The sequence below is a fragment of the Cytophagia bacterium CHB2 genome (assembly GCA_030263535.1).
Classification (GTDB): domain Bacteria; phylum Zhuqueibacterota; class Zhuqueibacteria; order Zhuqueibacterales; family Zhuqueibacteraceae; genus Coneutiohabitans.
Map to the genome: position 1 here is coordinate 1 of SZPB01000402.1, position 5,508 is coordinate 5,508.

General features: G+C 52.5%; 5 protein-coding genes. 3 read left to right on the forward strand and 2 right to left on the reverse strand.

Features of this window, described 5'->3' with window-relative positions; all coding sequences use genetic code 11:
* Both FBQ85_25915 and FBQ85_25920 read right to left on the reverse strand, forming a co-directional pair.
* The coding region (locus tag FBQ85_25915; protein ID MDL1878570.1) for a TonB-dependent receptor at positions 1-2,141 on the reverse strand (2,141 nt) is incomplete at its 3' end.
* Positions 2,142-2,171: 30 nt separating this feature from the next.
* Complete coding sequence (locus tag FBQ85_25920) at positions 2,172-2,663, reverse strand: hypothetical protein (protein MDL1878571.1); 492 nt, start codon at positions 2,661-2,663, stop codon at positions 2,172-2,174.
* Between the two features lie 349 nt (positions 2,664-3,012).
* Between FBQ85_25920 and FBQ85_25925 the strand changes: the two genes are divergently transcribed.
* The 3 genes from FBQ85_25925 to FBQ85_25935 form a co-directional block, all read left to right on the forward strand.
* Positions 3,013-3,717, forward strand: coding sequence for a lycopene cyclase domain-containing protein (locus tag FBQ85_25925; GenBank protein MDL1878572.1), 705 nt, complete (start codon positions 3,013-3,015; stop codon positions 3,715-3,717).
* Positions 3,686-5,200 carry a phytoene desaturase gene (crtI, locus tag FBQ85_25930; GenBank protein MDL1878573.1) on the forward strand — a complete coding sequence of 505 codons (1,515 nt, stop codon included), beginning with the start codon at positions 3,686-3,688 and terminating at the stop codon, positions 5,198-5,200. The genes FBQ85_25925 and crtI overlap by 32 nt, the downstream gene beginning before the upstream one ends.
* A 6-nt stretch (positions 5,201-5,206) precedes the next feature.
* Positions 5,207-5,508, forward strand: a 302-nt coding sequence (locus tag FBQ85_25935; GenBank protein ID MDL1878574.1) for an FAD-dependent oxidoreductase, incomplete at its 3' end; no start/stop codon positions are given.

Sequence of the window (5,508 nt, forward strand, 5' to 3'; positions counted from 1 at the left end):
GTGATTTCCGCCGGTATAATGCGCACGCCCGCGTTGAAGTTTGTGACTTTTTGTGCGACATGAGGCTGGTCAGGAAACACCGCAAAACTAACCTTGCTGACGTAACGCGAGTCCACGCCAAAGAAATAACGCCCCAGCGTGAGAGTGGCCTGGCCGGTCAATAAATGTTTGGGCCGGTATTGCAGCGGCTCATTGACCTTTTCGAGATTGCCGGTGAGATCGTTGCGGCGTTCCAACTGGCGCGCATCGAGGTAGGTATAGCTCCCGCCGATGGTCAAACGTTTTTTCCAAAAAGAAGTGTTGATATCAATCTCCGCGCCGCGAATGCGCGCGCGATTGAAGTTTTGAAACTGGATGACATTCTGATTGCGCTTCGTCACGAACCGGCCTTCGATCAAATCCTCATAGTCGCTCCAGAAAACCGCGGGGTTGACAAAAAAGTTGCTGAGCACGAATTGTCCGCCGACTTCATGAGACCAGCCGATTTCCGAGCTGAGATTGGGATTGGGAATCACCACGAAGCCGCTCGCCTTGGTCAGCGTGAACATCTCCGCCATCGTCGCGGCGCGAAAGCCGCGTCCGGAGGACAGGCGCAGCGAAGCGTTCGGTGAAACCACATAAACCATGCCGAAGCGCGGATTGAGATGATATTCCTTCAAACCAGTATCGACCCAATGATAATCGAAGCGCAAGCTGCCGGTAAGCGTGACCGCCGTCGAGGCTTTCCATTCGTGCTGCAGATACGTGGAAAAATCCCGCCCGTCGTGCCGGCCGAACAATGTTGAGGTGATATGATTGACTGCGCCGGTGACGCCGAACGTTGACGAATGCACCGGATTCAATTCGATGTCAAGCTGGGCTTCGATATCATTCTTGTAGGCGCGCGAATCGATGTGCGGATCGTTGGCCTGCACAAATGGGTTGGGATCGGTTTCGGCCAAGTCGTTTTGAAAGCGATTGAAATAAAACGAATCACGCAGCCGGAGCGTGATATTGCTGCGCAGAATCGTTTGATACGCAACGCCGGTTTGCAGGCGGCGCGTGGTGGTGCTCAACCCCGCGTCGGATTCCGGCACGCGGGTGATATCGTTGAAGCTATTCGCGGCAATGCTCTCGCCACCGTGATTTCTCGCGTAGTTGGCGTAGGCGGTGACAAACGAGGTGGTGGTAAAATTGTATTTCAACTTGGTGAAGCCGTTGAGCCGTTGATAATTCCGGTTCTGAGCGTAGCCTGTTGATTCGCGGCGGCCCAGCGAGGCGCGCATTTTCAGCTTGCCGAAGGAGCGCGAATGTGAAATGTCTTGAAAATTGTAGAAGAGCGTGCGTTCGGTGAAGCGCCACTCGGGATAGCGCGGCTTATCATAAATGCCGGCGGTGGACTTGAACACGGTGATGGGCGTTTCGCTCGGATCCTTGGTGATGACATTGACCACGCCGCCGAGCGCATTGCTGCCGTACAGAGAAGAGGCGGCGCCTTTCACGACTTCGACACGTTCAACTTCATTCGGCGGAACTTGATCCCATTTAATGTCGCCGCTGTCGCCGGGCAACATCGGCACGCCGTCAACCAGCAACAGCACCCGGCTGCCGGCGCCCCGGCTGTAGCCGGAGGAGCCGCGAATATTGATTTGTCCGCTCATCAAACTCACGCCGGGGGCGAATTCCAGCAGCGCTTCGAGCGTACCAAAATTTTGCCGTTCGATTTGCCGCGCATTGACCACGCTCACACTCACCGGCGTTTCCAAAAACGATTGCGCCTTCCGGCTGGCCGTCACCACGACTTCCGGCACATCAATCGCGGATTCACGCAATTGAAAATTGACTACTGCCGTATCACCGGCAGTTACTTTGACGGTGGAACTCAAACTCGCGATATATCCGATCAGCGTTGCGCGCACACGATAATTCCCGGGAGGCACGCCCCGAATCACGAAGCGGCCGTCGATATCCGATGCCGCGCCGATCGTCGTGCCCTCCACGATCACATTGACGCCGGGCAACGCTTCGTTGGTTGTCGTATCTTTGACATGACCCGCAATCACACCGCGTGCTTGAGGTTGTGATTGGCCGTAGAGCGAAGCGAAGTTCGATAGCAATAGAAATATTAGCAGGTTTCTATAAAATCTCATCAAGCGTTCCATGTTTCAATCCCTGAAGTAGATGATGATGGGTTAGGGCAAAATGGGGGAAGGGGGCGACAGGCGCGCAAAATCAGCGATGATATCCACGCCGGTAAGTAAGTCTTTCGCGGGTACTGCAATGGCCCGCGGCGCATCCGGGTTGTTGGCAACACTGTACATGCCCAGCGTATCCAAACCGCTATAATCGCTGCTGGCAAATTGCTTCTTCGGCTTCCACGCCAGCACTACCCATTCATAAGTGCCGGGCGCAAGTGTGAGATTATAGTCATAGGATGACACGAAGCGCGGCAGGGTGTCGCTAAAAACCGGAGGATTGAGTGGAATATCAAAAACCGAGGGCGGGAGTTTCTTGAACACGGCGAGCCGTACCCACTCCGTTGTGTCCGGCCATGCACCAACATAAGTAATGCGTCCGGAGATGCCCTCCCGGATCGGCTCGAGGCCGTGATCGGTGCAGGCGGGAAGAATAATCATGAACAAAACGAACAACAAGGGGATGAGCGAGATGGCGTGCTTCCGCATGTTTATCCCTCACAGTGACGAATCGGTTGCGCGACGGTCGAGCCGCCGCCGAATTAATCTAACAAAGCAGCGCAACGGCCAAGCCAACCTCGTGCGGCGCGTTGATGCTTGCGTTTTCGGGGTCAAATTAACGTAAGAGATCGTCATTGTCAACGGAGAAAATCATAGCAAGTTTTCACTTAAACCCGTAAACTGCTGTGGGAAAATTATAACGCGGCAACTTGCCGCAACCAAATTTGCCAACTGCGAATCAACGCTAATCGGCGCGAATAAAAAAATCGCGTGCATTCGCGTAGATTAGCGGTTTGGAAAAATCTTTGCAGTCGTAATAGTTTTCCAAAGAAATACTATGAATAAATTTGACGGAATCAAAAGCATGAAAGCCGAATATTTTTTGTTCAATCTTTTTGTGATTGCCGGACCGCTGATCATGAGTTTTGAGAAGCGCATTTTTTTCTTCTCGAAATGGCGTTATGCGTTCCCGGCTATTGCACTGGTTGCCGCGCCTTTTATCCTTTGGGATGCCCTCGTCACCGGCAGGCATTGGCAGTTCAATTCCGCATACACGTTTGATTTCCGTTTCGCGGGATTGCCTGTGGAAGAGTGGTTATTTTTTTTTACCGTGCCGTTTGCAGCGCTCTTTGTTTGGGAAGTGATTGCCTCTTATTTGCCCGATCACAAAAGCGCGGCAGCACAATATCTCGGGATACTGCTTTTACTCTGTCCTCTGCCCGGCATGGTTGCCTTAGCACACGGTAAAGAATACACCGCCCTTGTTCTCATTTTTTTGGGATTGGCGGCAACGCTTGATTATTTGTTGCAAACACGATTATTTCAGCGCCAGAGAATTTTGTTTTATCTTGCTGCGACGGTTGGAATGAACCTCATTTGCAATAGTTATCTCACCGCCCGGCCGGTGGTTTTATACGAGGAACGCTATCAACTCGGTATGCGCCTCGGCACGATTCCGCTTGAGGACTTTGGCTATGGTTTTGCGTTGATTTTGCTCGCCACTGTTTTTTATGAGAGATTTAAATCGAGGGCGCATGCCTAAACGTGTGTTGGTCATTGGTTCCGGCTTGGGCAGTCTCAGCGGCGCGATTCGGCTCGCTCGCATGGGGTTTGAAGTCATGCTTTTTGAAAAAAATGCCCAGACCGGGGGAAAGCTGCACGAGAGAATTCTTGGCGGCTATCGTTTTGATTGCGGCCCGTCGTTGCTCACCATGCCGTTCGTTATCGACGAACTCTTTGCGTTTGCCGGTTTCTCGCGCGAAGAGTTTTTGCAATTCGCGCCGATTGAACCGATTTGCCGTTATTTTTTTGATGATGGCGCCAGGCTGGATGCCAGCGCTGAGGTTGCCAGGATGAAGGCGGAAATTACGCGTTTTTCGCCACACGATGCTGCCCGTTACGAGGATTTCCTCGCCTATAGCCGCCGCATTTATGATCTGACCGCTGAAATTTTCCTTTTTTCTCCCATTCACGAAATTAAAAAAAATCTACGTAGTCAACACTTGCGCGCACTTGCAAATATTTTGCATATTGATCCGTGGCGCACCGTGCATCAGGGTGTGTCGCGTTTTTTTGAAGATGAACGCGTGATTCAATTGTTCGATCGCTATGCCACGTACAACGGCTCCAATCCGTATCGCGCGCCGGCAACGCTTAACATCATCCCGCATGTTGAGTACACGCTCGGCAGCTTTTATGTGCGCGGCGGTTTGCGGCGATTGGCGGAAGCGCTGGAGTCAGTCGCAACGGCGACCGGCGTGCAGATCAGCACCTCGAGCAAAGTCGATAGAATCTTGCACGACGGCAAGCGTGTAACGGGTTTGCTGGTGAACGGCGAACGAATTGCTGGAGATTACGTTTTGTGCGGCCAGGACGTCGTCGTGGCCTTTGAACAGTTGCTCGAGGGCTTCAATCGCCGGCGGAATAAACTAAAACGATTGGAACCGTCATGTTCCGGACTTGTGTTTCTTTGGGGGGTGAACAAGCAACATGCGTCGCTGCAGCACCATAATATTTTTTTCTCGCAGAATTATCGCCGGGAATTTGAGCAAATTTTTGAGCAACGCGTGCCGCCGGAGGATCCCACGATCTACGTTGCGCTCACGAGCAAAAGCGATCCCGAACACGCGCCCGCACACGCCGAAAACTGGTTTGTGTTGTTGAACATGCCATACGTGACGGGTGAATCCGATTGGCGGCATGAGGCGAAAGCCGTGCGTGAGTGTGTGCTGGCAAAGTTGCAGCGTCATGGTTTTGATATTCGGGATAATATCGAAGTCGAGAGCATGATTACGCCGCGCGACTTTCTTGATTTATATCTCAGCAATCGCGGCAGCATTTACGGCATTTCTTCGAATAGCAGAAGCACCGCGTTCAAGCGTCCGGCCAATCGCTGTCGTGAGCTTAAGGGTTTGTATTTTGCCGGCGGCTCGACGCATCCGGGCGGCGGCATTCCGCTGGTGATGCTCTCGGGCAGGATGGCAGCGGAGTTGATTCTGGAGAATAGCAGGAGTTCATCCGGGTGAAGGTTGATGGAAAATCATATGAATAAGATAATCGTCATCGGTTCTGGGTTTGGCGGTTTAGCAGCGGCCATACGGTTGCAAGCTCGCGGTTTTGACGTAACCCTTCTTGAGAAAAATGCGAGGGTAGGCGGGCATGCGTATCAATTGAAGAAAAACGGCTATACGTTTGATATGGGGCCGTCGCTGATTACCGCGCCCGATATCATTCGACGCGTGTTTCAAGCCGCGGGCAAGCACATGGAAAATTATTTGGATCTCATCAAGCTTGCGCCGTTTTACCGGATTTATTATCACGACGGCACGCATCT